Raw genomic sequence first — 24,392 nt, 5'->3', positions numbered from 1 at the left:
CGTTGCAGTGGCCACGCTTTTTCAATTTTTTGCCTGAAACCGAGCCCTATGAATATCGATCAGTTGTTGTATTGGCACCAGGGCTTGTTCCTCCAGCCTCAGCATTTTCAACAGAACGATGCGCGTATCGAGCATCGTCTGACCCGGACCACAGAGTTGAACCATCCGTACCCGTGGGGTTTGATCTCGCTGAAGATCAACGAGCCCGCGCTGGTTGCCAAACAGTGCCTGCTGGAGCAATTGTCGGTGCGCTTTGCCGAAGGCACGCTGGCCGAATATCCGGGCAATGCGATGCTGGAGTCGCGCACCCTTGACCTCGGCGAGTTCAGTGGCGGTCGCACGCTGTTTGCGGGGCTACGCCGCTTGCTGCCGGGGGACGCCAACGCGCAAGTGTTCGAGACGTTGTCTGCCGGGTCCCGGGCGGAAGCGCGCTTTATCGTGGCGGCCGACCCGGAAGTGATCGGTGACCGTCTCGGCGACTCCCCGGAAGCGCGGGTGCGCCCCATGTCCTATGTGTTGCGGCTGTTCTGGGACGATGAGCTGGAGCATCTGAGCGCCTACGAGCTGCTGCCGATTGCACGGCTTGAGCTGGACGGTGATCGCCTCCGGCCGGCCCAACGCTACGTGCCGCCGTCGGTCAATCTGGCGGCATCGCCGATGCTCCTGCAAACCTTGCGCGAAGTCCGCGACGAACTGGTCGGCCGGGCGCGGCAGTTGTCGGTGTACAAGCAGCCGGGGGAGTCGCGGCGGGGCGATCTCGACGCGGCCCAGGTCAACCACCTGATGGCCCTGGCGGTACTGAATCGCTATGGCCCGTTGCTGACGCATTTGCTGGAAACCCCGCAGGTGTCGCCATGGCAGCTTTACGGCACCCTGCGCCAACTTGTTGGTGAGTTGAGTCTGTTTTCCGATGTCTGCGACATGCTCGGCGAAACCCCGGATGGCCGTCTGTTGGTGCCGGCCTACAAGCATGAGGACGCGGGCGCGGCGACGATCGCACTGGTGGCCCTGATCGGCCAGCAGCTCAATGAGATCAGCATCGGCTCAGAGTTGCTGGTCCACCTGCAACTGCAGGACGGGTTTTATCAGGCTCCATTGCCGGACGCGTTTTTCGGCGCGCGGCATCGTTACTATCTGGTGGCGCGCAGTCTGGTCGATCCGGCGTGGCTGGCCGAGTGCCTGCCGTTGGATGGCAAGCTGGGAGCTCTCAGCGTCATGCAAGGCCTGGTCAACCGCGCCTTGCCCGGGGTTGAGTTGATCTATCTGCAGGTTCCGCCCCAGGGCTTGCCGCGGGTGGCCGGCGCGTTGTACTTCCGCCTGGAAACGCTGAGCGAGGGTTGGGAAACGCTGCAGCAGGAGCGTCAGGCGGCGTTCTTCCTGCCCCAGCCGCCGGCTGACCTGAGTATCGACCTGGTGGTGGTTCGCACATGATCAATCCCCGCCTGGCTGACTGCTGGATGTCGAGTTTCGAGGCTGCCAAGCGCGGCTTCATTGATCCGGCACAGTCCTATGAGACGCTTGCGCCGGCGCTCATCGTGCTGCTCGATGGCGCCGCGAATCGGGCCCGCGAGCTGCACTTTGCTGAAGCCGAAGTGCGCGAGGCGCTGTTCGCGGTGGTCGCCTGGATCGACGAAGCGGCCATGTCCGGCGAATGGCCCGGGGCGGCCGAATGGCGGCGGGCGCCGTTGCAGCGCCACTATTTTTCCACCAGTCGGGCCGGTGTCGAATTCTTCCAACGCCTGGAGGCTTTGCCCGAGGCGGCGGTCGGTGCCCGCGAGGTCTTCGGCCTGGCCTTGCTCGGCGGTTTCCAGGGGCGTTACGCGACCCGCCCGGGTGGTGAACTGATGCAATACCGCCGGCTTTGCCTGGAGCGGATCATTCTCGATCGGCAGATGGTGCCGCTGGATGCCAACAGCCATCTCTTCGAACAACCCGAGGACCACCTGCCAACGCGCCTGCGTGTGGTGCGCCGGGGCTTGCCCGGTCTTTCGCTGCTGTTGCTGATCGGGGTGCCGTTGATTCTGTTGACCGTGCTTTACATCAGTTTCGATCTCTCGCTGGGTCGACAAGTCAGCCAATTGCTGGAGATGCGCTGATGTTGAAGAAAGCAGGGGTGTTGTTGCTCTGGGTGTTGCTGCTGGCGTGCATCGTGCTATTGCTCTGGGGCCTGGCGCTCTACAAAAGCTGGCCATTGTGGTACGTGCCGCTGATTTGCATCGTTACGCTGTTGGTGGTTTTTTGCCTGCGCGGGGTAGGGCGACGCTGGTATGCCTGGCGCTTGCGTCGCCGGATGAACAGCGAGTTGCCCCAGAGTCGTCGCGATGAAGCCCCGGCGCTTGATCAGGACTGGAACAGCGGCGTGCAGATGTTGCGCCAGTCGCGCCTGAGTCGATTGGGTTCACCGTTGTATGTGCTGCCCTGGTTCCTGACGCTGGGCGAGAGTGGCAGCGGCACCCGGCGGTTGCTGGGCAACAGCGGGCTGACCTCGGCCTTGCGTTCGACCCGCGGTGGAAAGCCGGCGGCCTCGACCGGCACTCTGGATTGGTGGTTCCTTGAGCGTGGCGTGATCATTGACCCCGCCGGCCGCATGGCAGAGGGCAACAGCGACGCCGGCGCGGAATGGCGACGGTTGCTGTACTGGCTGTTGCGTTCGCGGCGCCGCGAACCCCTCAACGGTGTACTGCTGGTGATCGACTGCCAGCGCTTGTTGAGCGACTCCGATGCGCGCCTGGCCGAGCAGGGACACAATCTGCGCCGCCGCCTGGATGATCTGGTGAAGGTCTTTGGTGCCCGTCTGCCGGTGTATTTCATCATTACCGGTGCCGAAGCCTTGCCGGGTTTCACCCAGTGGGCTTGCGCTCTCACGCCGCCACAACGCGAGCAACCGTTTGGCCTGCTCAGCCAACAGCGCACGGGGGCGGCGCAGGTGTTTCTCGAAGAGATGTTCAGCGGGCTTGGCCAGCGTCTGTTCGACCTGCGCATCGAGTTGGGCGTGCGTGGCCTGCCGGATGAAGAAGCTTTCAGCCTGCCGGAGCGCATCGTTGAACTGCGCTCGCGTCTCCAGCATCTGCTGTTACCCGCGTTTGACGCCAACCCCTACAGCGAGTTGCCGCTGCTCTGCGGGCTGTTCCTGACCGCACAAGGGCAAGAGGCAGACGGCACAAGCGAAGGCTGGTTCAGTCATGAGTTGCTCGGCAGGCTTTTGCCTGCGCAACGCCACGCCTATCAACCCATCGATAGCTGGCATCGCTGGCGCAGGCTGTTGGCCCACGCCGCAGTCATCGGCTGGCTGGGGCTGTGTATCGGCTTTGGCGCCTTGCTGGCGTATGCCGACCACCACACTCAAGCTGTGCTCACCGACGCGCTGGACGAGCCGCCAGCGGCCGAGGACTTCAACGGTGGGCTGGAGAGCGACCTGGATGCGCTGCGTCGGTTTCGCCAAGCGTTGATCAGCTTATCTGACCAGCAGCAGGGCGGATGGCATGGTTTGCTGCCGTTCTCACGCCATATCGAACAGGTCCAGGAGCACTACCGCTCTGACTACGTGAGGTTGTTCGACAGCGAAATACGCACGCCGGTATTCGATGGTTTCATTTCGCAGAACCTGCGCGGCGCGTTGAACAGCGGCGATCCACGGTTGATTGCCGCTTATGCCGAATTCCTCGTGCGCCGGATCAACCTGCTCGATGCCCGCCTGAATAACCAGTCGATGGATAACTTGCCGCTGCCGGGTTCCGAGGTGGGTTTCCTGAACTTGACCTACGGTTCCAAGGAAGCGACCAGCGCCGGGCAACTGGTCACCCTGGGGAGCAGCTATCGCTCCTATCTGGAGTGGCAAACCGATATGGCGCAGATGCAGGGCCAACGCGCCGCCTTGCTGGGCCAACTGGAGAGCATGGGGCTTGAAGGGCGCCCCCTGACGTGGCTGAAAGCCTGGGCGGAACTGCAGGGCAATCTGCAACCGATCCGGCTGACGGAATACTGGAGCGATAGCGATAACCCGGGGTTGAGTCTTTCCGGTGCCTATACGTTGCAAGGGCACAGCGCGATTTTTGCGTTCATGGATGAACTCGGCCTCGCCAGCCGTGACAGCGCGTTGTGGAAGACACAGCGGGTGAAATTCCTCGATCAGTACCAAAGCGATACCCAGGACGCCTGGTATCGGTTTATCCAGGGCAGCCTGCTCAGTGCACAGACACGCTTGAAGACGCGCAGTGACTGGCAATTGGCCCTGAGTGTGGTCGGTACGCCCAATGATCCGTTCCTGAAGCTGTTGCATCGCAGTGCCGAACGGTTTGCCTTGATCCCGCCCGAGCAGCGGGCACCTTGGGCGAGCCGCGCGGTGTCGCTCGATCGTTTGCTTGAACTGGCCAGTAACAACGATCTGCATGCCGAAGCGGGGGCGCTGGGCAGTCTGAAAATCACCAATGCCCTGGGCGGCGATATGCTCAAGGGCGTGGCCAGTGGCGGTTCGATCGAGAGTGGCGTCAACGGCTTGCGCGACGAGTTGACCCAAGCCCGTGCATTGGCCAGGTTCCAGCAGTTGATGAAAGGTGTGGTGGCCGATCTGCAGAAAAGCGATGCGCAAGCGTTCCAGGTGGCCGTGGAGACGTGGGGCTTCGGCGCCGATCCTTCGGTGAAGTCCGCACCGCTCTGGGAAGCCGACAGCGTGCGCAGCGCCTTGATCCAGGCGCTGAAGGGACCGGACCCGCGTGAAGATGCGGTCTGGGCGTTGGCCACCGGCCAGTTGGATTTCTCCTCGCATTACGCCGCCGAAGTGGCGGCCTGCCGCCTGCAAGGCGACTGGAGCGGGCAGTTGCTCAGCTCGATTCAGGGCGTGCAGGACCCGGTCATGCTCAACGAGTTGCTGTACGGCGAGCGCGGTCAACTGCCGGCCTTTATGAGCGGAGCGGTAAAAACCTTCGTGCAACGCGATGTGCTGCGCTACAGCGGACGGGAGGCGCTGGGTGTGCAAATTCCGCTGACCGGTGCGTTCTACGCCTATGTCAGCCGCATGCAGCATGCGCGCAACGATCTGCTCGGTGCCGAGCGACAGAGTCAGGCCCAGCAGGCCACGGAGCAGCAAAGCCGACAGGCACTGGAAGCCGAGCAAAAAGGCCTTGTGGCGCAACGGGCGGAACTCAAGCAGAGCATCGCCATACTGCAGGCCACCGCGGCGGTGGTGGAACTGTCCGCTGCGCCGTCGCAAGTCAACCTCGGTGCCCGTTCGCTGCCCCAGCAGACGCGCCTGACGCTGCAATGCAGTGGCCGTTCGACGGTACTGGACAACTTCAACTTCCCCACCAGCGCTAGCTTCGTCTGGGCGCCGGGGGCCTGTGCCGATGTCGCCCTGGAGATCAGCTTCGCCAACTTCAAGCTGACCCGGCACTGGACCGGAGACCGTGCGTTCGTGGACTTCCTGCGGCTGTTCAACGGTGGGCAACACACCTTCAGCGCCGACGATTTCCCCGGCCAGCGCAATTTGATGGGCAGTGAGAATCTCATCGGCATCCAACTGACGTACCGCCAGGAAGGCGAACAGGTGTTGCTGGACAAGTACGACCAGGCCGACCAAATGCAGCGCCAGGCCAATCTCATCGATGCACGCTTGAGTGCCACCGCCGAACAGTTGGCAGCGATGGATACCCAGGCCGCCGCGACGAATGTGCGGCTGGCTGCCCTCGGTTCACCGGTCGAACAGGGTGTCGCGAGTATTCAACCGCCGACCCAGATTGCCTGGTGCTGGACGCCCCGGCCCGTGGTAACGGGGCTGTCGGCAGGTGAAGGGCTGCGCTTGGATCTTGGCACCTATGGCAACGAGACGCGCTTGAAGAACCTTGAGGAACAGCTGCGTATCCTCGGCTTGACCAGCCGGCGCGAAGCCACGCAGGCGATAACGGGTGACAAGGTGACGCGGTTGCTGGTGGTGGCGCTGCGTGACGACGCGGCTGCGCAACGGGCGATCCGCGATATTGTGCGCAAAATGGGCGTGGCCGCCACGCTCGACAGTGCGGCCGCCAGTAAGGTCGACCTGTAGTGAAGGGTGGGCACGCGTCACTGGCATTGAGTTGGTGCGTGGCCGCCGGGCTTAGCGGCTGGCGCAGCGGAGGAGGGCGCCAGACGACTGCTGTCACCAGGCCCAACGTATTGCCAGGATGGCAGATGCTCGCAATATTTGGTTATGCGCTAGTCTCCAGTCTAATTCTGAACGACACTTTGAAGGTTGCGTTGAGCAGATGGCGAGTTGCCAATGCAGCTTCAAGACAACCAGTCACCGCGCCGGCGGCACCGAAAGGCGGAATATGAAAATAAATTCGGCGGATTTTAGAGTACGGGAAGGCGACAAGGTCAATCTCCACAAGTGGCCGACCAAAGTGGAACCTTTCTACAAGTCAAAGCAACAATATCGCAAACTTCTGAGAGCGCATGTTGCGCAATTGAGCGCGCAGCAACAGCTTCTTTACGCATCCAATCGCTATGCCATTCTGCTGATTTTCCAGGCGATGGATGCGGCAGGAAAAGACGGTGCCATCAAACATGTGATGTCAGGGGTGAATCCGCAAGGTTGCCAAGTATTCAGTTTCAAGCATCCCAGCGCGGCAGAACTGGAGCACGATTTTCTATGGCGAACCACACGCAATCTACCGGAGCGCGGGCGGATTGGCATATTCAATCGGTCGTACTATGAGGAGGTACTGATTGCGCGTGTCCATCCGGAGATTCTCCGAAGCGAGGGCCTCCCGGATGCTCTTGAAAACAAGAGTACTGTCTGGCGGGAGCGATATCGTTCGATCTCCAATTTGGAGCGCCACCTGACAGGTAACGGAACGCGCATCATCAAATTTTTTCTCCATCTGTCGAAAGAAGAGCAACGAAAACGCTTCCTGGATCGCATCGACAAGCCGGAAAAAAACTGGAAATTCAGTGCGGCGGATATCGAGGAACGCAAGTATTGGAAAGACTATATGCAGGCTTACGAAAAATGTCTTAGTGCTACGAGCACGACTGAGACGCCTTGGTATGTTGTGCCTGCCGATGACAAGAAAAATGCCCGACTGATCGTATCTCAGATATTTTCCGATGTGCTGGATGGGCTGAAAATGTCATATCCAAAGACCAGTGAGGAGCGTCATCAAGAACTGCTGAATATTCGCAAGCAGCTTCTAGAAGAATAATCGAGATCAACACGCCGGTGCGGTTGAATACCCATTGCAGCAGTTTTTCGAGCATGCCCAGATCGATCGGGTAGCCCAGCGAGATGCATAACAACAAGAGAGGCTGTGAGTAAGCAGCCCCTATCTGGTGGCGGTTCTTAACAGTGAATTAGGTACTTACTCCTTAGGCTGCGCGAACACCTCGCAGGATGATTTGGTTGTGTCCGAATCCCCTCGAAAAATCATATACCCAAGACCTTGTTGGTGCTGACACCATCGATCAAACGTAGAATTCCGAGCGGGTTGACGTTTTTTAACGCGTCCGGGAGCAGGTTGTCGGGGTAGTTTTGGAAGCAAACTGGTCGCAAGAAACGATTGATCGACAGCGTTCCCACAGACGAGCCTCGGGCATCTGACGTTGCCGGGTAGGGGCCGCCATGAACCATTGCATCGCAGACCTCAACACCCGTTGGGTATCCATTAAGTAACAGGCGACCAGCCTTCAGTTCGAGTAAAGGAATCAACTCGGAAAACGCGGCCAGATCCTCAGGTTCGGCGATCAAGCTCGCGGTCAGTTGTCCCTGCAAGCCTTGCAGCGCTTGCTGCAGTTGTTGCCGGTCGTTTACTGCAACGACGACGACCACCGGGCCAAACACCTCGTCTTGGAGCAGTTCGTCTCTGTTGATCAGTAGTTTGGCATCGGCTTCGAACAACTGTGGATGAGCCTGAGTACCTTCTTGAGGATGCCCTGCTCTATGGTGGATCTGCGGATGATTATGCAGGCGGGTTAAGCCATCGGAGTAATTGTACAGCCCGCCGGCGTTGAGCATCGTGTGTGTAGGTTGAGCGTTGATCTGCTGGGTCAGATCATCGAGGAACGCATCGAACTCGGGAGAGCGTATTCCGATCACCATTCCCGGTTTAGTGCAGAACTGTCCAGCACCTTGAACCACAGATGCGCTGAGTTCAGCCGCAATTTTCGCGCCCCGAGTTTTGAGCGCCTCAGGCAGCACAAATACCGGGTTAACGCTCGACATCTCTGCGAACACTGGAATTGGCTCTGGACGTGCCGCAGCCATGTCACATAATGCCCGGCCACCTTTGAGCGAACCGGTGAAACCGACTGCCTTAATGGCCGGATGTTGCACCAGCCAGGCGCCGACGGTTCCGCCATAAATCATGTTGAAAACACCCGCAGGCATCTCAGTCTGTTCGGCAGCGCGAATGATCGCCAAGGCGACCCATTCGGCTGTTGCCATGTGGCCAGGGTGTGCCTTGAATACGACTGGGCAACCCGCCGCCAGAGCGGCGGCGGTATCGCCACCGGCGGTGGAGAACGCCAAAGGGAAATTACTAGCGCCAAATACAGCGACTGGGCCGATACCTATGTGGTACTGGCGCAAGTCGGGACGTGGCAGAGGCAGGCGATCCGGTAGGGCTCGATCGATTCGTGCACCGTAGAAATCACCGCGTCGCAGCACCTTGGCGAACAGTCTCATCTGGCCACTGGTACGGGCGCGTTCACCTTGAATACGTGCGGCCGGTAATGCCGTTTCTTGGCATACGACCGTGATGAACGCGTCACCCAGGGCGTCAAGTTCATCGGCGATTGCTTCGAGAAACGCGGCGCGCCGGCTTGCAGGCAGCATGCGGTAAGGCTGGTAAGCCGCTGCCGCCGCTAGGGCTGCAGCGTCCACTTCCTCTTGAGTAGCTTCGGCAAAATATCCCGGTAATTGCTCTCCCGTGTTGGCGTCGAAGCTTGACAGGCGAACGTCTCCTAGGGCGCTGCGTGCGCCATTGATAAAATTGTGTCCGGTGTAAGAGTTCATAGGCATTCTCGTTGAGGCTAGCGTGGCTTGAACGCGGCAGAAACCAAGCCACGACTGTGCAGGTTGTCGAGCAGGGCGAGGTAACCCATTTGCCATGCTGGAGCTTGGTCGCTCGTTGTCACCCGGTTCACCAGCGTGCCGAATTTGGCGCTGCTGATGGCAACCATGTCTCCCTCTTTATGGGTAAAGCCTGCGCCGGGCTGATCGCGATCTTGCTTGGGGGCAAACAGGGTGCCCAGAAACAGCACGAAGCCGTCCGGGTATTGATGGTTCTCATTGAGCGTTTGCGCCACCAGATCCTGCGGATCGCGGCTGATCTGATTCATGGAACTGCTGCCATCCATGATGAAACCATCCTCGCCGACAACTCGAAGTGCAACTTCCGCCGCGCGCACGTCCTCGATACCGAAGGTCTCATCGAACAGTCGGATAAATGGCCCAAGCGCGGTCGATGCGTTGTTGTCTTTGGCCTTGGACAAAAGCAGGGCACTCCGCCCTTCGAAGTCACGAAGATTGACGTCATTCCCCAGCGTAGCGCCCTGAATCTTGCCCCTACTGGAAACGGCCAATACCACTTCAGGCTCTGGATTGTTCCAGCTGGACTTGGGGTGAATGCCGATGTCCGAACCATAACCCACCGCTGACAGTGGCTGAGCCTTGGTGAATATCTCTGCATCCGGGCCAATGCCCACTTCTAGGTACTGCGACCACATGCCTTGACTGATCAGCACCTCTTTGAGCGCGGCGGCTTGCGCGGAACCCGGCACAATCTGCCCCAGGTCAGCACCGATGCTGTCTACCAGGGTTGCGCGAATGCTGTCGGCTTTGGCTGGGTCGCCCTTGGCCTGCTCTTCAACCACGCGTTCGAGCATGCTGGTGGCGAAAGTCACGCCAGCGGCCTTGACCGCTTGCAGGTCGATCGGCGCTAGCAACCAGGGTTGTGTTGCGTCGCGTAAGGCCGCATCGCTGTTTTTCAGCAGGTCGTCCAGGCTGATCAACGGCTGCTCCAATGGCAAGCGGCGCAGGTACTGCACGGGGTCATCGAGTTCAAGCAGGGCCGAAACGGTAGCCACCCGGACGCTGATGTCATAGACCTGGCCGTCCTTGAGCAGTACAACGGCAGGCCCTGCCGTGGCGCCAGGAATCCATACGCGACTGATCCAGGTGCCTTGACCGAGGTCTTTAGCCAGCATATTCAAACCCGACAATGTCGTTACAGCGATTATTTGGGACATGGACAACACCCTTTGCAAAAAGAACGAATCAGTGGGAATGACGTGGATCGCCGCTGCGCGCAATGACTCGCAGGTGCAAGGTCGCAGGCTCTAGGCAACCGCCAGTGGAGAGCTGGCCGACCTGTTGTCGATAGAGTTCCTGCCATGGGGTTTGCGAAGCGAGGATGGATGGTTTAAACGCCGCCTGGCGACGTGCCATTTCGCTTTCATCCACCAGTAGATCGACTCGACGAGCATTGAGATCGACGCGAAGCCGATCGTTGGTCTCCAGTAACCCTATTCCGCCGCCGACGGCAGCTTCAGGGGACATGTTGAGAATCGACGGACTTGCCGAGGTACCGCTTTGGCGCCCATCACCCAGGCAAGGAAGGGAATCGATGCCACGTTTGATCAGTGCTGCGGGTGGTGCCATGTTGACCACTTCGGCGCTGCCCGGATAACCCACGGTACCGCAGCCGCGAATGACCAGAATGCAGCGCTCGTCGATGTCCAGTGCGGGGTCATTGATTCGGGCCTGATAGTCCTCAGGGCCTTCGAAAACGATGGCCCTGGCCTCGAAACTGTTTTCCGCGCCAGGTTCTGACAGGTAGGTTTTGCGGAACGCTTCGCCCACCACTGACATCTTCATGATGGCGCTGTCGAAGAAATTACCGCTTAACACGATGAACCCGGCTCGCTGAATCAAGGGGTCTTCATACGTGTGGATCACATCGGTATCGCTGGCCGCCGCAGTGCTAACTATCTCGCCAATGGTCTTGCCTGAGACCGTGTTGCAGTCTTCGTGCAGTCGTCCGGCTTTCTGCAGTTCGTGCATGACTGCCGGTACACCGCCCGCGCGGTGAAATCCTTCGCCAAGGTATTTGCCAGCTGGCATGCAGTTAACCAGCAGCGGAACGTCTTCACCGATACGTTGCCAGTCTTCCAAACTTAAATCGATACCGGTGTGTCGCGCGATTGCGATGAGGTGTGGCGGGCAATTGGTGGAGGCACCCAAAGCTGATGCCACGGCAATGGCATTCTCAAAGGCTTCGCGGGTCATGATCTGGGATGGGCGAATATCCTGACGAACCATGTCGACGATGCGCTTGCCAGTGGCATAGGCCATCTGACCGCGTTCACGATAGGCTGCCGGAATGCTCGCGCAGCCGGGCAGGGACATGCCCAACGCTTCGGCAAGAGCGTTCATCGACAATGCGGTGCCCATGGTGTTGCAGTGACCAATGGAAGGAGAGGCTGCAGTGGTCATTTCCATGAACCCTTCGTAATCGATCTCACCGCTGGCGAGCAAGTTGCGCGCATGCCACAGCACCGTGCCGGAGCCAATCAACTTGCCCTTGTGGTGTCCATCCAGCATCGGCCCCCCAGACAGTACGATGGCCGGAATATCAACTGTCGCCGCCGCCATGAGGCAAGCCGGTGTGGTCTTGTCGCAGCCTGTTGTCAGCACCACACCATCAAGCGGGTATCCGTGAAGAATTTCGACCAGCCCCAGGTAAGCTAGGTTGCGATCCAGCGCGGCAGTGGGACGCCGGGTCTGTTCGGCCATAGGATGCACGGGGAACTCCATGGGAATGCCACCCGCATCGCGAATACCCGCTTTGGTGCGCTGCGAGAGTTCGAGGTGATGACGGTTGCACGGTGCGAGATCGCTACCGGTTTGGGCGATGCCGATGATGGGACGACCCGATTGCAGCTCCTCGCGTGTCATGCCGTAGTTCATGAAGCGTTCGACGTAAAGCGCGGTCATGTCTGCATGACTTGGATCGTCAAACCATTGTTGACTTCGCAGGGGCAGAGGAGTGTTTTCAGGCATGGGTTTTATCTCTTGTTAGAGGCATATCGACGGAAAGTGAACTACCGCAGGTGGCGACAAGAATGGGGATTGCTCAGCATCCGTCGGCGTTCGAATGGCTTGATGTTACCGGTAACATTTTATTTGTAAAGACCCAATGTCGATGTTTGAACGGGCTCGGGTCACCCCTGCAAGGAGCAGAGGTCGGCCTGTCAACGCCCATGTATAATCAGCGACCATCAGTGTTTTCGGCGTCGATTTTTATAAACCGCCCGGTCATTTTCAGGAAAACAGGACGTCCATGAGTTACGAGGATTCAGGCAAAATCACCACGCCGCCGCGAATGGCCGACGTCGCCAAATTGGCCGGTGTTTCAAAGATGACGGTTTCCCGGGTCTTGGCCGGTCGGGATGTGTCAGAGCGAACGCAAAAGCTTGTTCTCGCGGCGATTGAAAGCCTGGGATACCTGCCTGATGCCTCTGCCGGAACCCTGTCGACCGGACGTTCGGAATTTATCGTGGCTTTGGTGCCGTCATTGGCGAGCTCGAACTTTGCCGATACCGTGCGCGGCCTGAATGATGCTGTCAGTGAACATGGCCTATGCCTGCTGTTGGGTGACACGGACTACCACTTGGAGCAGGAGGCGTTGCTGGTACGCACGCTGCTGCGTCATCGGCCGGTAGGGGTGATGTTGACGGGCAGCGCACATTTGGACGAAACCCGTAAGCTACTGCGCCAAGCGCAAGTTCCCGTTGTTGAGACTTGGGATATTCCAACCGATCCTATTGAGCAATCAGTTGGATTTTGTAACGTGTCGGCCGCTGCCGCGTTGTACGAGCACTTGCATCAGCAAGGCTATCGGCGAATCGGCTACATCGGGGGGGCGTCAGTTCTCGACCACCGCGGCCAGCAACGGCAGCAGGGATATCTTCAGGCCGTCGCAGCGTTGGGGGCAGGGGAGCCAAGGGTAATGGAATATGGCGAGTCACCCATCACAATGAGTCATGGCGGAGAGTCCGTGAAGCGACTGCTGAAAAAATGGCCGGATACGGAAGCAGTGATGTGCGTGAGTGACCTGTCGGCGTTCGGGGCAATCATGGAGTGCCATCGACAGGGTCGACGTGTCCCCGAGGACATTGCTATCGCAGGCTTCGGAGACTTCGAAGTGTCACGGTATTGCACTCCGACCATTACCACCGTCGCGGTGGATCCGTATGGAATTGGCTGGCGCGCGGGCCAATTGCTTGTCGCCAGCGCCGCTGCGCAGCGCCTTGGACTACCACGTCCGCGGGAACGTGACGTCGTCGAATTCAAAATCCTGGCGCGTGAAAGCACCTAAAAATTATTAATCGAGCCTGCTTGCTTTGCTCTGAAACTAATTGCTAAATTAAAAATGTTACCGGTAACACGCCAACTTGCAGTTTCCTTTTATCCGTAGGATTGCCCCAGGTCAGTCCGAGGAGCTCAAGGTCGCAAGCCAAAACAAAAACAATCGGCATGACAACATGCCTTGAGGTCAACACATGGAATCAGTATCTCAGCGTCCTCTCGCAGGAGAGGGCTCGGCGGAGCTTACCTCTGAGGATCGTACCTACCGAAAGGTCATCTTGCGTATTCTGCCGATCCTGCTGTTTTGCTACATGGCGGCGTACCTGGATCGGGTCAATATCGGCTTTGCCAAGCTGGATATGCTCAACGATCTGCAATTCAGCAATACCGTCTACGCGCTCGGTGCAAGCATCTTCTTCTGGGGCTATTTCCTCTTCGAAGTGCCTAGCAACCTGTTCCTTCATCGCTTTGGCGCGCGCCTCTGGATCGCTCGAATCATGATTACTTGGAGCATTGTCTCCATGGCTGTGGCGTTTACCGTGCCGCTAGCCCGGTTCTTCCACATCGAATCGGAAACCATGTTCTACGTGCTGCGATTCCTGCTGGGGATATGCGAAGCCGGCTTTTTCCCAGGCGTGATTCTCTACCTCAACTACTGGTTTCCCACCCATCGGCAGAGCCGAGTAATGGCGGGCTTTCTGATGGCCATGCCGATCAGCCTGACCTTGGGCGGGATTCTGTCCGGCTGGTTGATGGGTGCGATGCAGGGAGTGCATGCCATGGCTGGCTGGCAGTGGATGTTGATCATTGAGGGTATTCCGTCGTTGATCATGGCGGTGGTAGTGGTGACCTTGCTGGTCGATAAAATCGACAACGCCAAATGGCTGACCGCTGCAGAAAAAAACATGCTCAAAAATAACCTCGACCGGGATAACACGAAAAAGGCGTCGAGCCTTCGAGATGTGATCTTCAATGGGCGAGTGTGGTTGTTGGTACTGATACTGCTGACCTTCAACACCGGTTTTTACGGTCTGGCGTTCTGGATGCCCACTATCATCAAGGCCACGGGCGTTTCCAATACGCTGCACATTGGTTTGCTGACGGCGATTCCCTACGCGACCGCCATTGTGGCCATGACACTCAACGCCTGGCATTCCAACAAAACCGGCGAGCGCCGACTGCATGCGGCTATACCAGCATTCATTGGTGGGATCGGGTTGATTTGCAGCGCGATCTTTGCCCATAACCTGCCGGTGTCGATTTTCTTCCTCAGCGTGTCCGCCTCAGGTTTGCTGAGCCTGATGCCGATTTTCTGGACACTGCCAGGCACGGTATTGTCCGGTGTGGCGGCAGCGGCGGGTATTGGCATGATCAACGCAATTGGCAATCTCTCGGGATTTACCGGTTCCATGATTACTGCCATGGCAGAGACATTGACAGGAGACATGAATAACGGCACCTATGTCCTCGGCGGTTGCTTGTTCGTTAGCTGCGTGCTGATTCTGCTGATCCCGAAGTCGATGCTCTCCACAGAAAAAGCGTGACTTATCCGGCTAATAGCCGGATATGCCTCATCCTGCCGACGACCTTGGGTCGCCGGCAGGATGGGAAATCTCTTGGGCTGTAGCGCGTACGAATATAAATTTTCTGGGACGCCGCGCTTCTGCTGTTCGTTTTACTCAGCTCATTTTTTTCTGGTGTTCAGGAGTGTGCGGTACCTGATGAGAGATACCAGTCAGCATAGGGTGTATTGGCGACCTGGCATCTATTGAAGGATTGAAGGCGCTTGTCTCATTCATGCTGGACCGACTCAGCTCACCCCGGGGTGATTGAACCCGCCTGCTCTTGATACCCTTTGCGCAGTTTCTCCGCGATTAGCTTTTCCGCCTCACGCAAAGCGCGTTCGGGACTGTCGAGGGACTTGATCAGGGTTTGGCCCTTGGTGCCGATACGGCCGAAATTCACCACCACCTCAGCCTCGGTGACGCCGATACGCCAGAACTTGTTGGAATTGCCTTCACCAAAGGTGAACTCGCGCATCAAGGGTGTCGCTTCAGTGGTGACTGGCGGCTGGGCTTGGATCTCGCTGGTTTCCTCTGGCTGTTCCGGTTCTGGAAGTGCAGCGGCTTCCTCGCCCCTTAGTAACGCTTCGATGCGATTGAGCACCTCTTCTTGGTCGCGCAGCCAGTCATTACTGAGCACGTCGATGATCTTCCAACCGAAGCTGCGCAGTACCGTCGGGCGGAAAATGTAGCGCTCACGTACGTCAGCGGCGGCCGCCGTATTACCGTCCAGCAGTACGCCGAGGCTGAAGTGTTCACCACTGGCGTCACTGATCGCGAGGTCGCAGCGGAACTGCGAACGTCCGACATATTCCTGAACCGAATGCCCGCGTTTGCGCAACGCGGCAGCGAGGGCGCCGCGCAGGTGGTCCTTGGGCAGGCTGACGGCAAAGGACTGCTTGGCGCCTGGATTGAGGTTGGCGAGGATACCCTGGGAGCGCGACGCATCCCCGCTGGCACTGGCCTGGGCGAACTGCAGGAATGCACGCAGTGCGGCGGCACCATCGTTGTGGGTATTGGTGATGGCTTCGGACTCAATGCTGGAGACAATCGCCATGCGCTTGCGGGCGCGACTGAAGATCACATTAAGGCGTTTTTCCCCACCACGCTGGTTGATCGGGCCGAAGTTCATCAGCATCTTGCCGTTCGGTCCTGGCGCGTAGCAGATGCTCAGGATGATCACATCACGCTCATCCCCCTGGACGTTCTCCAGGTTCTTGACGAACAGGCCATTGAATTGCCCAGCATCTTCACGCACATACTCGCGCTCAAGTCGTGTGGCAAAGGCCGAGTCGCCGCTGGCCAAGTCTTCCAGGGCCTGCTCGATGGCGCCTTGCTGGGCCTCGGAAAAGGCCACGACACCCAGGCTCAGACCAGTCTCCCGTTGCAGCAGCTCCCGTACCAGGTTGGCGATATACCGCGCTTCGGCCAGGTTGCTGCGGCTGAGGTAGACACCGTCGCTCATCTTCAAGAAGCTGATCGGGCTGTCGAGCAGCGTGTCGGCGCCCCGGATGACAGCCTGGGCGTCCATGGAGTCCAGTGCGGTTTGGGCCGGGGCAGGGCGCTCGATACGACGGTCGGGAATGGTGATCAGCCGCCCTTCGTAGAACGCCGCGTTGGAAAAACTGATCAAGGCTTCGTGGCGACTGCGGTAGTGCCAGGCCAGGAGGGTTGCCGGCAAGTTTCGCGCGGCTTGGCTCAGCAGGCTGTCGGCATCAAGGTTGATTGCGATCTGTTCGCCATCCTCCATGGCAATCAGTTCGTTATCGTCCTGGTCGCCGGCACTGGAGAAGAAGTTGGTCGGTGGCAATTGCATCTCATCACCGACCACAATCACCTGCTGCGCACGGCTCAGTGCAGGCACGGCTTCTTCACTGGGGATCTGACTGGCTTCGTCGAAAATCACCACGTCAAACAGGTCCGGTGTTAAAGGCAGCGTGTCGGACACCGACAGCGGGCTCATCAACCAAATGGGCTTGAGGTCGTTGATCACGCGGCCACTGTCGCCACTCGCCATTTCGCGAATGGAGCGATAGCGCATGGTCTTGCCCAGCTCGTGTTCCAGTTCACGGCGGCCTTTGGCGTAGGCTTTCTTGAACTCGCGGGCCTGGGCGTCGAGTTGAGTCACCGACATCGCCGATTGCTTCACATGCTCCAGAAAACGCTGGTGCAACGTGGCGCTAAGCACGTTGGCATTGCTTTTGAGCAGGTTGCATTCAGCCTGGCTGATCTGGCGCGCGGCCAAACTCAAGGCCGGGCCGTCGAAGCGCGCCAGCTGCGGATTGGCGCGGTACAGGCGGGTCAGGTTTTCCTGGGCAATCAAACCGTCCAGCGCGCGTTGCGCCAAGGCGTACTGTTGCACGACCGCCAGGCAGACAGGATCGGCTTGGTGCAGCTCATTGAGCAGGGGCAGGGTGTCGGGCAGTTCGTCGAGTTCTTCACGCAGATCGCGCAGGTACTCGGCCAACTCGCCCAGGCTCAGCGCCGGGTCGAACACACAATGTTGCGCGACCAGCTCGGCCAAGCGCGCCACCGGCTGGCGCAGGCTGGCTTCCTGGCGTACACCGGGCAGGGCGTCCGGATTACCCCGCAGGCCCTCAACCCATTGGCGCAACAGCGGTGATGCGCTCAGTTGCTGGAGCAAAACTTGCAGGTTATGCACGAACAGGTCGATATCCGGGATGCCATAACGGTCTTGCAAGTGTTGCTGCTCGGCGTGCAGCTCGGCAGTGGCGCGATGCTCGCCGGCCAGGTTGTCTAGCACGCTCCGGAAACTGGGTCGAATCGCGTGCTGACTGAAGTCGTAGCGTCGTTGTAATTCACCGCGCAGCCGCCACCAGGCGGGTTGCAGCCAACGCAGCAGCGAGCCTTCCAGCCGCTGAACCAGATCAATGGCAGCCTGGGTGTCCTGGGGCGCGAGTTTTTCACGCCAGTGGTGGGTGGATTCACGGGCGTTGTGTTGCTGTACGGCTAGTGCTTGCAACGCCGCCTGCTCGGCGTGCAGCGCTTGGGCGCCTGATGAGCCCGGTTCCAGCAGGTTGAGGTGCGCTGCCAGGTTGGCGCTGGTCAATTGTTCGGCGGCCTGGGTCAGGACGCACGCATCCGCCAGGCGGGTGTCCCCGGACAACAGGCTCGACGATGACTCCAGGAATTGCTCGACGCTGTCCATCAGCCCACTGGCTTCATCCAGGAACGCCTTGAGTTGGCCATACGCATGTTCGTGGGTAATCAGGCTTGAGGCCAAATGGCTGAAAGGATGATGTGCGAAGCTGTCGAGGCCGAAACGTTCTTTGATCGCCTGATACACGCGACCGTTCAGTTCGCTTTGTGCCTGCCAATAACGCCATTCGGGTAAACGTTCCAAGGCTTCGGGGGGCAGCTTGGCAGCAACGGGCGGCAGTTCGATCAGATGACGTACCAACTCGCGTACCGAGCATGCCAAGGACTCCGGCACCCCACGCATTGCCTGTTCAAAACGCTCTATCAAGCCCAGCTGTTGGCTAAGGCCAGCCAGTAAGGTGTCACGCCGGGCTTGCAACTGCGACGACTGCGCATCACCGGCGATCCAACGCTCATAGCACTCGCGCAGGTTGCCCACAAAGGCCTTCTTGTCTGTCTGGGAGTCATGGATCAGGCAGCACAACTCACCCAGTTCACTTTGTTGCAGGCGATGGAACACCACGTCCAGCGCTGCACGTTTTTCACAGACAAACAGCACTCGCAGGCCGCGACCGGCGTAGTCCGCGATCAGGTTAGTGATGGTCTGGGATTTGCCGGTGCCTGGTGGTCCCTGAATGATGAAGTTACGCCCGGTACGGGCCAGACTGACGGCAGCATTCTGCGTGGCGTCGCCCGCCACCACGTTCCACTGCTCCGGCAACGGGGTCGGGTCGGGGGCCTGGACCTCAACGTCCCGAGGCTCGATGGAGAACATCCGGTCAAACGCTTCATTCTGCGCCGGTTCGTCGATCAACTGTGCATAGTCACGCACCAGCGACATCTTGCGATAATTGAAGTTGGCCAGGGTCACCTGGGTCAGGTCTATGTCCCAGGCGTAGCGATGCCCCTGGTTCTCGGGCATGGCGAAGGTGCTGTTTTCGGCGCTGCTGGCAACCATCTGAGGGTGTTGGTTGCGCAGAACGGGTTTGGCGCCTACGGCCAGGCGCAGCGGCAACTCGCTGGGCAGCACCTTCTGCTGGAACAACTGCAGGCCCAGCGGACGGAAATCTTCGCGGTCGTAGCTGAAATCCGGCTTCACCAAAGGCGTCGACATGCGCTGGCGGGCACGACGGCGCTGGAAGTGGTGCAGATGCTGCACGGCTTTTTGGTGGATCAGTTCGATTTGCGGTTTGCTTTGCAGGCGTAACTCGACGCCGGGCTCGGTCAGTTTGATCTGGCGCGCAATATCGGCGTGGATGTCTTCCAGCGAAGTCTTTTGTAGGTCGACGGTTTCCGGCAACTGGATGTCGTAGAGCTGACGCAATTGATGACGCAGTACCGGGTTGAATTCGGCCTCGCTTTCGTCGCACTGCAACACGAACTGGTCACGTACCCCTTTTTTGCGACTCAATTCTACCGGCAACCACAGCAGCGGGGTGACGATGCGTTCTTCCGGCGTGTCCTTGAGGTTGTGCCAGCGCATGAACGCCACCACCAGGCGAAGGTTACTGAAGCCGAATTCGGCGCGGTCGCGGCGGGTTTCTTGGATGATGCGCTCCAGCGACGCCTGCAGCCAGGTCTGGTCTTCGAACCGTAGCCATTGCTGCAGGCCGACAGGTTTACCGCTCAGCACTTGTTCGGAGAATCCGCCGAAGGTGGGCTGCCAGGTGCATAGCGCTTCGGGCCGGATACTTTCAATGCGCATCACCAACGGAACGCTGGCCACGGTCAAGTTGATGTTGGCTTGGGTCGGCCGGAAATACAGCAGTCGATTGCGACGCGAAAGGTCAAACAACCGGTTGCGCAGATGTTCCAGCACCACAGTGCGCCGCGAAGCCGGGCCTTCGGCCTGGGCCAACACACGCTCGACATCCAGGCTGGCCGGCTGTTCGCGCCAGGAATTCAAGCGGCGTGCCAGCGAGCCCACATCAGTGGCGCGCTCATGGCGGTTGAGCTCAGTCATCTCGACGATCAGGTTGGCCAGCACGGGGCTGAGCCGGCCATTGAGCTGGAACAGATTGCGACGATGCCGGACAAACGTCTTGAGGTCATTGATATCGGCGAAATCCAGCCCGCACGCCAGGCACGCCAGCAACTGGCCGAGCTGGAATATGTCCGTGATCTCATCGTGGTGCCCGAGGCGATGCTCCCAACTGTGCAGGTCCGGGAGGAACACCGGGTGGTCGATGGTTTGATGCAGATCTTCCTGGACTTGCAGGTCGGTAATGGTCACGCCGCTTTCCGAATCCCGAATCAGGCGGACTTTGCCGACGACGTTAAGCGCCGATTCCGGATTGGGCTGCACCTGCTTGATCGCTTCCAGCGCCAGTCGCGGAGGGACACCCTCGGGATTGCGCAGTTGCAGCGTGCGTTCCGGCCCCTGTATCACATCGAGATAACTGAGCTGGGCGACACGTCCCAGTTCATGCAGTTGCGCCACTTGGCGTAGCAGCGGTAGCACCAGGAACAACACATCGTCGATGGGCAAGGCAGCGCCATCGTGGCTATTCAGTAATTGAGTGAATGTGACGGGTTGGATTACTGGGTCCATGTGTCGACCTCCGCGTTGAGCATACGAATGATCGGGTGGAGCTCACGTTTTGGTAATTTGATATCGCGCTTGAGCACGTTGATAAAGTCATCGGTGCTGCCGAGTTTCTTGGCGGTGCGTGCCGCGTGCAGCAAGGCATCATCCCGCAGGTCGCGGTCCACCAGGCTCAGGTCAAGCATGATGAAGTGCAGGTATTCATGGATGCTTGTGTCGATACGCTCGGCATTCAGCGTCGCTAGGTCGAGTGGCGTTTCGTTGTCTCTCCAGTCGGGAAAGAAACCGCGCACCTGGTTGAGCACAACCTCCGATTGCAACACGGACGTGCCGATGAAATGGGCAATAAAGCTGCGGGTGAGGGCGGTCAACTCGACCTGATCGGTCACGTCCAGGCGATTGAGCGACAACGGCCCGCGCAACCGGCGATCCAGCCAGGTATCCGTATCCGGGAGTCGCTGCCACCAGCTGTCCACCGCTTGGGAGCGTAGAAACGTCTCCGGATGGGAAATCGCCTGGGATAACTGTGCATCCTTGCCATCCAGCTCGCGGGCCTGCTTCAAGTAGCTGGTGGCATCAACGCTGACAATCCCGGTGTGAATCTTGACCAGCGATGTAATCGACGCTTCTGGACCATTGGCAACCAGGGCGGCACCGCGGTCGGCATAGATTTCAGTGTACAGGCTATATAGACGTGCGGTCTGTTCCAGGCTGGCCGGCGTATTCACATCGGCCATGGCATGATTGAGAATCCGCTCGGCGGTGAGAAAGTCGCCACTGTGCTCCGACCATAAGCGGTAATGAGCCAACTCATGCCCGAGCAACGCCAGCAACTCCTGGGCATCCAGGCGCTCAAGAATCGGTCCGTAAAGCACCACATGCACTTCACCGGCCAGGTAATACAGACTCGCATTCATCGCACCGTCGCCAGCCTGGTAAAGGGTTGCGGGTGCCTTGATCTGCAAGCACTGCAACGCCTTTTCACAGGCTTGATAGGCCTGCGGATGGGTCTCGGGGCTCAGGCGATAGGTGTCACGCAGCAATTGCGCGCGCACATCCTGGGCATGCTCCTGCTGAACGCCCAAGGACGAGGCCCATTCCCACACGACAGGTTCATGGGCTTTCAGGTAGTCGACCACACGCTGGTGGTAAGGCAGTGGCGTCAGGCTGCTGATGTCCAGCGCGGGGGTACTCATTGTGTTCAAACGTCCTTGAGAGAATACGGCTCCATATCCTGCGGTTGTGCAGCAGAGACTTGGGTTGGCATGCCGGTATCAGTGATCGGTAATAAACGCGGAGCATACCTATGGGGAAGGGAAAATACTTGTGAAAGTGCATGTGTCCGTTCGGAACATGGCATCTTATTAAGTGGGCGATGTCAGATGTTCATAAGCAGATCAGCAGCCCACTCAGCGGGACATGGAAGGCCATTGCATGGGATCTGGGTAGATGCTGGGAGCTATCAAAAGTCGTCTACATGATGTAGTCGGTATCCGGTGGCGCGATAAAGAAAAAATCGCCGTCATAGGGCAAGAAATTCAGGCCGTCGGCCAGAATGCTTCGATTCGGTGCGATGTCGGACGGACCGGGCAGGTTCACCGGCAGCAGCAGGTTTATGCAGCGGGCAGGCATATGGGTGTGCTGAGCCACGCCACTGCTCATGGTTTCGCGGAACAATCGCACGCCCTGCAGTTGCACATCCTGCAGATAGCCATGGAAAGCACCGGGCGTCAGCTTGTCGTAGTGCTGAGACCAGTGCCGCAAAGAGGCGGCGTGCTCGATGATTTGGTCGAAGTGTTGAGTTTGACTGTGCATGCTGAATCGCCCCTGAAGCTTGCCCCTCTGCATGCAGCAAGAATTACGCCTTTTTATTCTCCAGCAGCAATCCGGAAGCCAATGCCAGGAAGCTTTCGGCGACATGCTCGGACGCCGTTTGCGAATCCTCGGCATTGGCAATCCACAAGGAAGCGCCGAGCAGGGCGCCCATGATCAAACGTGCCGTCGCTTCGGTGTTGACCGCGTGGATCGTGCCTTCGTCGATCAGTTTCTGGATGCTGCGCTGAGTGCTGCGGATGCAGGCATTCTGGCTCGGCCATTGCGAGGGATCACCCAGTACCGACGGGCCATCGAGGAACACAATGCGCTGGATCTCAGGCTCCAGGGACATCTTGATGTAAGCAATGGATTCATCGATGAAGCCATCCCAGGTCGTGCTGGCTTCCGCGATGATCACCGACAGACGCGCCATCATCTCTTCATCGATCTGGGCGATGACCGCCTGAAGCAAACCCTTCTTGTCACCGAAGTGATGGTAAAGCGCGCCGCGGGTCAGCCCGGCTTTAGCAGTCAAATCATCCATCGAACTGTCCGCATAGCCCTTCGCAGCGAATGCGTCCCGCGCCGCCTTGATCAGCTTGCCGCGGGTCTCCGTAATCATGTCCGCACGCTTCTGCGCCATCGGTCCTTTTTCCTTATCAAAAATTTAACATTCATGGCGTATGTGAGTTGACATACGCAGCGTATGTCGTATTGTGACTGACATACGAGGCGTATGCAATGAGCCTGAGCGGTATGCTCGACCGGCTCTGTAACGCTGTCATTCAGCACAGGATACTGAGCAATGCGTGAGCAGCGCGACTTTGATATTTCACTCCGTAGCGCGGGCCAGGGCAAAACCATCGGGCTGATCGTCAACCCTGTCGCCGGCATGGGCGGGCGTGTGGGCTTGAAAGGGACCGATGGTCCCGACATTCTGCGGGAAGCGATACGCCGTGGCGCAGTGCCCGTTTCCAGCGAACGGGCTTCTATTGCGCTCAAACGCCTGGCGGCCTTGGTCACGCCATTTCAACTGATCACCGGCGCCGGGGAACTGGGTGAAGATGCGGCACGCGCCGCAGGTATCGAGCCCATTGTCGTATACACACCGTCTCCCGGATCAAGCCGGCCAGATGACACTCGCAATGCTGCGCTGGTCATGGCGTATGCCTCGGTCGATCTGATTCTTTTCGCCGGGGGTGACGGTACTGCGCGCGATGTGCTGGGCGTGGTCAACGACCGGGTCCCCATTCTCGGGATCCCGACCGGCGTAAAAATGTACTCCGCGGTGTTCGGGACCAATTCTGATAACGCCGGAAATCTTGCCGCACGCGTCATTGCCGGCGAGTCTTCGGTGCGCTTTCGCGAAGCCGAGGTCATGGATATCGACGAAGCCGCCATGCGCAACGATCAGGTTTCGGCGCGGCTCTATGGCTACGCCCGCAGCCCCCACGAACGGCACTTGGTGCAAAACGCCAAGGCCGGCTCCGTTCTCAATGAAAACCTGGCGCTCGACGCTGTCGCCCGGCAGGTCGTCCGCCAGATGAAAGCTGGCTGGCTTTATCTGCTGGGCCCCGGCACCACGACGCGGCGGATAATGACCGAACTCGGCCTGCCGTCGACTCTGCTCGGCGTCGACGCGGTCATGGACGGCGCGTTGGTTGGCGCCGACCTCAACGAGCAGGCGTTGATCCATCTAATCGAAGGTCAAGAAACCCGCATCATCGTCGGTGTGCTTGGTGGTCATGGCAGCTTGTTCGGACGCGGCAATCAGCAGATCAGTGCCGAGGTGATCCGCCGGACCGGGCGCGAAAACATCATCGTGATCACCTCAATGGACAAGTTGATTTCCCTCGACGCCGGCTGCCTGCGCGTCGACACCGGTGACGCTGAAGTCGACGCCATGCTCAGCGGCCATATACGCGTGCATACAGGACCCGACCGGTCCGTCTTTTTCAGGGTTCGATCCTGA

General features: G+C 59.0%; 14 protein-coding genes. 7 read left to right on the top strand and 7 right to left on the bottom strand.

From position 1 onward, the window contains the following. Window positions 1-48: 48 nt before the first annotated feature. From tssK to RGV59_RS20865, 4 genes are all read left to right on the top strand, one after another. Entirely contained in the window at window positions 49-1,431 is a 1,383-nt protein-coding gene (gene tssK / locus RGV59_RS20880; protein WP_102617109.1) for a type VI secretion system baseplate subunit TssK, read from the top strand. Then, on the top strand, window positions 1,428-2,096 hold the full coding sequence (locus tag RGV59_RS20875; RefSeq protein WP_017849111.1) for a DotU family type IV/VI secretion system protein: 669 nt from the start codon (window positions 1,428-1,430) through the stop codon (window positions 2,094-2,096). Before tssK ends, RGV59_RS20875 begins: the two co-directional genes overlap by 4 nt. Next, complete coding sequence (locus RGV59_RS20870; RefSeq protein ID WP_102617108.1) at window positions 2,096-6,037, top strand: type VI secretion protein IcmF/TssM N-terminal domain-containing protein; 3,942 nt, start codon at window positions 2,096-2,098, stop codon at window positions 6,035-6,037. The genes RGV59_RS20875 and RGV59_RS20870 overlap by 1 nt, the downstream gene beginning before the upstream one ends. Before the next feature lie 265 nt (window positions 6,038-6,302). Then, window positions 6,303-7,175 carry an ADP-polyphosphate phosphotransferase gene (locus tag RGV59_RS20865; protein WP_102617107.1) on the top strand — a complete coding sequence of 291 codons (873 nt, stop codon included), beginning with the start codon at window positions 6,303-6,305 and terminating at the stop codon, window positions 7,173-7,175. A gap of 221 nt (window positions 7,176-7,396) precedes the next feature. Here RGV59_RS20865 and RGV59_RS20860 read toward each other — a convergent pair whose 3' ends face one another. The 3 genes from RGV59_RS20860 to RGV59_RS20850 form a co-directional block, all read right to left on the bottom strand. Continuing rightward, window positions 7,397-8,983 (bottom strand): aldehyde dehydrogenase (NADP(+)), encoded by a 1,587-nt coding sequence (locus tag RGV59_RS20860; RefSeq protein WP_126585242.1) that lies wholly within the window; start codon window positions 8,981-8,983, stop codon window positions 7,397-7,399. A 17-nt stretch (window positions 8,984-9,000) separates the two neighbouring features. Continuing rightward, a complete protein-coding gene (locus RGV59_RS20855) occupies window positions 9,001-10,176 on the bottom strand; it encodes a fumarylacetoacetate hydrolase family protein (protein WP_017849115.1) in 1,176 nt (391 codons plus the stop codon). Between the two features lie 70 nt (window positions 10,177-10,246). After that, the gene (locus tag RGV59_RS20850; protein ID WP_102617104.1) at window positions 10,247-12,031 is read right to left on the bottom strand and encodes an IlvD/Edd family dehydratase; all 1,785 of its coding nucleotides are present in this window, start codon (window positions 12,029-12,031) and stop codon (window positions 10,247-10,249) included. A 280-nt stretch (window positions 12,032-12,311) separates the two neighbouring features. Here RGV59_RS20850 and RGV59_RS20845 point away from each other — a divergent pair, with 280 nt between their 5' ends. Both RGV59_RS20845 and RGV59_RS20840 read left to right on the top strand, forming a co-directional pair. After that, entirely contained in the window at window positions 12,312-13,349 is a 1,038-nt protein-coding gene (locus tag RGV59_RS20845; protein WP_102617103.1) for a LacI family DNA-binding transcriptional regulator, read from the top strand. A gap of 184 nt (window positions 13,350-13,533) precedes the next feature. Then, complete coding sequence (locus RGV59_RS20840) at window positions 13,534-14,883, top strand: MFS transporter (RefSeq protein WP_026140305.1); 1,350 nt, start codon at window positions 13,534-13,536, stop codon at window positions 14,881-14,883. Between the two features lie 271 nt (window positions 14,884-15,154). On the opposite strand, the gene RGV59_RS20835 is transcribed toward RGV59_RS20840, so the two are convergent. From RGV59_RS20835 to RGV59_RS20820, 4 genes are all read right to left on the bottom strand, one after another. Beyond that, a complete protein-coding gene (locus tag RGV59_RS20835; RefSeq protein WP_102617102.1) occupies window positions 15,155-20,611 on the bottom strand; it encodes a WGR domain-containing protein in 5,457 nt (1,818 codons plus the stop codon). Beyond that, on the bottom strand, window positions 20,599-21,801 hold the full coding sequence (locus RGV59_RS20830; protein WP_102617101.1) for a M48 family metalloprotease: 1,203 nt from the start codon (window positions 21,799-21,801) through the stop codon (window positions 20,599-20,601). Before RGV59_RS20830 ends, RGV59_RS20835 begins: the two co-directional genes overlap by 13 nt. Before the next feature lie 277 nt (window positions 21,802-22,078). Further along, window positions 22,079-22,420: a hypothetical protein gene (locus tag RGV59_RS20825; RefSeq protein ID WP_102617100.1), complete on the bottom strand. Its 342-nt coding sequence runs from the start codon at window positions 22,418-22,420 to the stop codon at window positions 22,079-22,081. Between the two features lie 43 nt (window positions 22,421-22,463). Beyond that, on the bottom strand, window positions 22,464-23,063 hold the full coding sequence (locus tag RGV59_RS20820; RefSeq protein WP_102617099.1) for a TetR/AcrR family transcriptional regulator: 600 nt from the start codon (window positions 23,061-23,063) through the stop codon (window positions 22,464-22,466). 162 nt (window positions 23,064-23,225) lie between these two features. Here RGV59_RS20820 and RGV59_RS20815 point away from each other — a divergent pair, with 162 nt between their 5' ends. Then, entirely contained in the window at window positions 23,226-24,392 is a 1,167-nt protein-coding gene (locus RGV59_RS20815) for an ATP-NAD kinase family protein (RefSeq protein ID WP_017849123.1), read from the top strand.

Origin of the sequence: Pseudomonas sp. FG1, assembly GCF_034313875.1 — a bacterium.
GTDB lineage: Bacteria > Pseudomonadota > Gammaproteobacteria > Pseudomonadales > Pseudomonadaceae > Aquipseudomonas > Aquipseudomonas veronii.
Note: the sequence above shows the minus strand (reverse complement) of the source record. Positions and strands in the feature narration are given on the sequence as shown.

Excerpts from the sequence above, each read along its gene's own strand:
- tssK (WP_102617109.1), top strand. The coding sequence starts at position 49 with ATGAATATCGATCAGTTGTTGTATTGGCACCAGGGCTTGTTCCTCCAG.
- RGV59_RS20875 (WP_017849111.1), top strand. The coding sequence starts at position 1,428 with ATGATCAATCCCCGCCTGGCTGACTGCTGGATGTCGAGTTTCGAGGCT.
- RGV59_RS20870 (WP_102617108.1), top strand. The coding sequence starts at position 2,096 with ATGTTGAAGAAAGCAGGGGTGTTGTTGCTCTGGGTGTTGCTGCTGGCG.
- RGV59_RS20865 (WP_102617107.1), top strand. The coding sequence starts at position 6,303 with ATGAAAATAAATTCGGCGGATTTTAGAGTACGGGAAGGCGACAAGGTC.
- RGV59_RS20860 (WP_126585242.1), bottom strand. The coding sequence starts at position 8,983 with ATGAACTCTTACACCGGACACAATTTTATCAATGGCGCACGCAGCGCC.
- RGV59_RS20855 (WP_017849115.1), bottom strand. The coding sequence starts at position 10,176 with ATGCTGGCTAAAGACCTCGGTCAAGGCACCTGGATCAGTCGCGTATGG.
- RGV59_RS20850 (WP_102617104.1), bottom strand. The coding sequence starts at position 12,031 with ATGCCTGAAAACACTCCTCTGCCCCTGCGAAGTCAACAATGGTTTGAC.
- RGV59_RS20845 (WP_102617103.1), top strand. The coding sequence starts at position 12,312 with ATGAGTTACGAGGATTCAGGCAAAATCACCACGCCGCCGCGAATGGCC.
- RGV59_RS20840 (WP_026140305.1), top strand. The coding sequence starts at position 13,534 with ATGGAATCAGTATCTCAGCGTCCTCTCGCAGGAGAGGGCTCGGCGGAG.
- RGV59_RS20835 (WP_102617102.1), bottom strand. The coding sequence starts at position 20,611 with ATGGACCCAGTAATCCAACCCGTCACATTCACTCAATTACTGAATAGC.
- RGV59_RS20830 (WP_102617101.1), bottom strand. The coding sequence starts at position 21,801 with ATGAGTACCCCCGCGCTGGACATCAGCAGCCTGACGCCACTGCCTTAC.
- RGV59_RS20825 (WP_102617100.1), bottom strand. The coding sequence starts at position 22,420 with ATGCACAGTCAAACTCAACACTTCGACCAAATCATCGAGCACGCCGCC.
- RGV59_RS20820 (WP_102617099.1), bottom strand. The coding sequence starts at position 23,063 with ATGGCGCAGAAGCGTGCGGACATGATTACGGAGACCCGCGGCAAGCTG.
- RGV59_RS20815 (WP_017849123.1), top strand. The coding sequence starts at position 23,226 with ATGCGTGAGCAGCGCGACTTTGATATTTCACTCCGTAGCGCGGGCCAG.